This window comes from Calothrix sp. CBUCES-K 9914 (assembly GCF_059640475.1).
On sequence record NZ_JBXXZH010000448.1, the window covers coordinates 1 to 4,243 of the forward strand.

Below are 4,243 nucleotides of genomic sequence, written 5' to 3' on the forward strand. Positions count from 1 at the left end.
CGTTATTCATTATCTTATCTCCATTAAATATATTGTTAGATTTGAAAGCTTGCAGCACTCGCTCTTCGCTTTCATGTTTTTATAATAAGAATTTACCTTGAGCTTACACATCATAATAAAGCTTGAATTGTAGCAATACTTTTTATGGACAAGGCGCCTCATACTTTAGTTGGAGTTTCCTAAAGTATGCACAGCGGCGCCATTGCAGTTTGTACCAACTCGATGATTTATTTATGATAGGGACAGAGCCGCTTGCGCCCGACTCCCATATATAAGGATGGTCAAAATGTCCCAAACACCCGTTAAAATGACAGCTGTTATTTTTTTGACTGCGACGCGAATAATGTCGATTTAAGCAAGCTTGGTTATAGTCGTAAATTTGTACCGCCCCAACTGATGCGTTGTCTTCTTCAGGTCGCGGTTTTGTTTTAAAACATGCTTCTAAATCGCTAAGTAGGTTGCGAATTTGCGCTTCTATCTCTGGTGATAATTCCGAAATATAAAAAACGATACGGCGCGTAATAATGGAGGACAAGTACGGTTTATCGCGGAATTTTGAGAACTCTCATATTGTTTGTAATATATGATTCATGTTTCTACGGTATCAAGCAGGTTTTTGATATCACTTAGTAATTTTTCTAACTTTTTACGCTTTCTTGCATCAGATAATATTTTAGTACCCTTAATACGCTTACCAATATCTGTATACATTTGAATTACAACTTTATCAGGCGCCACCTCTTTCTCACTTGAAGACTTTTGATTATCAAGTTGTAAGATTAATTCCTTAATTTGGGTAAGCGATAAATCCTCATCAATAGCTTTCTCAAGCACTTGGGCGCGCGTAGAGTCATCCTTAACCCGTGAGATTATCCGCGCTTTAGTATATTCTAATTTCCCCTGACGCAACGCTAATAATACATCTTGGGGTAAGTTTAACAGCGGTAAGCGACTTGTACGGAAGCTTTCAGCATTAAATTTCCCGATGCTAGTAAGAGTATACTCAATTTGTTCTAACTGACGTGAAACGTGTTCCGTCAACTCGATATTTCTTTTTTTAGCGTTTGCAGCAACGTTTAGAATTGATTTAACTTCATCGGTTGATACATCTAAATATATAGCCAGTAATTCTAAAACAGCCTCAACTTCCTCAACAGGATTTAAATCTTCCCGTTGTAAGTTTTCTAATATAGATACAGATAACGCTTGTTTATCCGAAAGCTCTTTACTAACAATTGGTACTTCAGTTAGCTTAACTTCCTTTGCCGCGCGCAGGCGCCGTTCCCCTGCAATAAGTTCATACTCACCATTCTCAAGGGGTCTAACTAATAGTGGTTCCAAAATGCCATACTCGCGCACCGACTCAACAAGTTGTGCCATTTTTAATGGGTCAAACCAGCGTCTCGGTTGCTTAGAGTTCACCTTAATTTTATCAATAGCCACCTCGTTATGCGGCTGTACATCATCATTATGAATAGATAGTAAATCTTGTACCCCACGCATTTGAGGGACTGGTGGTATTTTTTTTCTCATCGTGCGTTCCTCCGCTTAAATTATCTCTATTTTTTAGTTATCCTAATTTTTCCATACCAATTGCAATTTCCTTCAACACAGCAAGCGAAGGATGTTTCGCTGAGTATACCGCAAGCGGTTGACGATTCATCGCCGCATCAGCAAAAGCAGTAGCGCGCGGGATAGGAGAATAAATGCGTGCTATAGGCGCCAGTTGTTTTTCAAGAGCTTCTAAAATAACCTTATCTTGGCTAGCATTGCTAAACAGCGTCGGAACAAAACCAGCAATAGCTAACTGTGGGTTAACATGTTTCTTAATTTCCTTGATAGTATTCAATAGCAACTCAGTACCCTTAAAAGCCTTAAAGTGAGTTTGAATAGGGATAAGAACATAATTAGCAGCTGTCAAACTTAATATTGACAGAACACCCAAAGAAGGCGGGCAGTCGATTAATATATAGTCGTAACTATCAAGAATGCCTGCGAGTGCTAGCTTTAACCGTGCCTCGCGAGCCATCACGCTGGCAAGTTGCAGCTCCACAGCACTAAGAGTAATATTAGCAGGCGCCAAATCCACACCGTGCAAATTTTGATGAATGAAGGGCGGCGCCGAGTCATCTAAAATAGAATTACCAATAATCTTATCAAGCTCATACGGTTCCAGCCCCATAAAAGTAGTGAGACTACCTTGCGGATCCATATCAACGAGAAGCGTCTTACGTTTTTTTAGATGCAGGTGGTAGCCCAAATTATGGGTCAGGGTCGTTTTCATGACACCCCCTGCTTGATTAAAGACGGCGATAACTTTAGTCACAGTCAATATATTTTAAGTTTTGGGCACTCCGAATAGCCCTAGTTTAGAACAAATGGCGCCGATTTAAAAATAATTTTTACCACACTGGGAAACGTTTCCCATTGTTAATCAACCACAGACTCCCTCAGTATTTGCAAGCGTTTTAATACAGCTACAATATCCCCAGATTTAAAAGAGGCGCCTTTTCGGTCCATCACAAAAACGCTCACCACGCACAAAATAAGTAAGAACCGTCTTGATATTTTCTATACTTGCCAGATTAATAAAATCAGGATTCTCTAACATTTTAGTTACTTCCACAGGACGATAATTATAATCACACCAACATTCATCACCAGCACAATTAACAAACTCCAGTTAATTTGATAGTTGTTGTTTAGGTTAAAATCGAATGGCGCCATATTAACGAGAACTCCGAAGCGTCAGTTTGCCATGAAGTAATATTATTGAGATGCTTTCTTTTTAGGACTTACAGCAAAATATAATTGCGACCGATAAAAGCAAACGTCAAATTCCATAAAAAAGTTGACTTGCCCTAAAATTAGAGGAACCTGCACAGCAGATGTCCAAGCAAATACAAGTTGTACAGGTTCAAACTTACCAATTACCACTTGAACAACTATAACGCGAGCCTCATACTGGGCAAGGTTGCCTGTCAAATTTAAAGTTGCTGTCTGACGTTCCCAAATATAGCCAAGCTCTACACCCAATGGATAAGGCAGTACATTAACTGTGGCGCCAGTATCTAATAATGCAGAACTTGTTACGGTTGATTGCTGAAAACTAAGCTGAACTGGCATATAGGCGCGAAATCCAGCCTCACCCAATTTTGTATCAAAACTAGTAAAGGGAAACCGTTCAGTATTAGTCATTGTTTTGATTTTGAGTCGCGTGCAGAACTTCTAACATAGTACTTGCTGCTTCAAAAGCATCATAAGGAGACCAAACAGGATAAGATTGTCCAGGTTTAATTAGATCAGCTTCTTGTTGGGCTAACTCTGAAACTAAAACTTGCACTATATAAAGCTTATCGGCACGGTTGAGTCCTTGCAGAGTGTTGAGTAGTTCTGAATCTACCATATTAAAAATAACGGATGCTACTTCAATACCATTGTAATTATAATACTGGCAAGTATCATTAAATCGAAGAATTTAATCCAACGCTCGCCCGCGCGCTCCGTGACTCAAGGAGGCGCCAATAATATCTTAAATTCAGGGGTTTTCGTTACCCCAAGAGAACTGCGTGTTAAATATTACTGCCTTTACCAGTCCATTAAAATGGACTTGAACTATTAGCAAGGGAATTATATTCAAGGAGCGGGTATGATTCAATTCAAAGTATGTTAAGACTTTAGCAGGTATAAATATTTCTTAACAACACATCCCTAACCAGACCCGGAGACACAATCATGAGTGCAGCTAAAATTGGTGGTACACCCAAACCAGGAACAGCAAGAACAGCAAAACCCACAGTAAAGGCGCCAGCATCTAAAAAGAAAGCGCCATCCAAATCAACCACAGCAGCTAAAACCGAAGTAACAACATCTAGCACTGCACCAATAATGGTGGCGCCGTTAGATAAAATAGTCCTACCGCAATCACCTCAACCTCGACGCTACTTTAAACCAGAAGCAATGCAGTCTCTAGTTAACTCAGTAAATAAAAACGGAGTACTGCAAAACATCGTACTGCGCCCAGTAGGGGATAACTATGAACTAGTAGCAGGAGAGAGACGTTACCGCGCGGCAAAGGAAGCAGGATTAACAGAAGTCCCCGCAATAATCCGAGAAATGACCGACTCCGAAGCATTAGAATTTACCCTCACCGAAAACTTACAGCGCGAAGACTTAAACCTACTCGAAGAAACAGAAGGAACCTTAGACCTACTAGCCTTAAAACTCAACACCAATCGAGAAT

The 4,243-nt window shown here is 40.0% G+C and carries 7 protein-coding genes; 1 reads left to right on the forward strand and 6 read right to left on the reverse strand.

The genetic code is table 11. The annotated features are described in order from the left end of the window. Nucleotides 1-142: 142 nt before the first annotated feature. The 6 genes from AC2JBO_RS43595 to AC2JBO_RS43620 all read right to left on the reverse strand — a co-directional run bounded on the left by AC2JBO_RS43595 (nucleotide 143) and on the right by AC2JBO_RS43620 (nucleotide 3,406). Nucleotides 143-535: a hypothetical protein gene (locus AC2JBO_RS43595; RefSeq protein WP_496959851.1), complete on the reverse strand. Its 393-nt coding sequence runs from the start codon at nucleotides 533-535 to the stop codon at nucleotides 143-145. A 53-nt stretch (nucleotides 536-588) separates the two neighbouring features. Next, nucleotides 589-1,533, reverse strand: coding sequence for a ParB/RepB/Spo0J family partition protein (locus AC2JBO_RS43600; protein ID WP_496959852.1), 945 nt, complete (start codon nucleotides 1,531-1,533; stop codon nucleotides 589-591). Nucleotides 1,534-1,570: 37 nt separating this feature from the next. After that, nucleotides 1,571-2,326, reverse strand: coding sequence for a ParA family protein (locus tag AC2JBO_RS43605; RefSeq protein WP_496959853.1), 756 nt, complete (start codon nucleotides 2,324-2,326; stop codon nucleotides 1,571-1,573). A 168-nt stretch (nucleotides 2,327-2,494) separates the two neighbouring features. Then, nucleotides 2,495-2,611 (reverse strand): DUF6508 domain-containing protein, encoded by a 117-nt coding sequence (locus AC2JBO_RS43610; protein WP_496959854.1) that lies wholly within the window; start codon nucleotides 2,609-2,611, stop codon nucleotides 2,495-2,497. A 158-nt stretch (nucleotides 2,612-2,769) separates the two neighbouring features. Further along, nucleotides 2,770-3,198, reverse strand: coding sequence for an aspartyl protease family protein (locus AC2JBO_RS43615; protein WP_496959855.1), 429 nt, complete (start codon nucleotides 3,196-3,198; stop codon nucleotides 2,770-2,772). Continuing rightward, entirely contained in the window at nucleotides 3,191-3,406 is a 216-nt protein-coding gene (locus tag AC2JBO_RS43620; RefSeq protein ID WP_496959856.1) for a hypothetical protein, read from the reverse strand. Before AC2JBO_RS43620 ends, AC2JBO_RS43615 begins: the two co-directional genes overlap by 8 nt. Before the next feature lie 329 nt (nucleotides 3,407-3,735). Between AC2JBO_RS43620 and AC2JBO_RS43625 the strand changes: the two genes are divergently transcribed. Next, nucleotides 3,736-4,243: ParB/RepB/Spo0J family partition protein (locus AC2JBO_RS43625; protein ID WP_496959857.1), on the forward strand; the 508-nt coding region annotated here is incomplete at its 3' end.

Excerpts from the sequence above, each read along its gene's own strand:
- AC2JBO_RS43600 (WP_496959852.1), bottom strand. The coding sequence starts at position 1,533 with ATGAGAAAAAAAATACCACCAGTCCCTCAAATGCGTGGGGTACAAGAT.
- AC2JBO_RS43610 (WP_496959854.1), bottom strand. The coding sequence starts at position 2,611 with ATGTTAGAGAATCCTGATTTTATTAATCTGGCAAGTATAGAAAATATC.
- AC2JBO_RS43615 (WP_496959855.1), bottom strand. The coding sequence starts at position 3,198 with ATGACTAATACTGAACGGTTTCCCTTTACTAGTTTTGATACAAAATTG.
- AC2JBO_RS43620 (WP_496959856.1), bottom strand. The coding sequence starts at position 3,406 with ATGGTAGATTCAGAACTACTCAACACTCTGCAAGGACTCAACCGTGCC.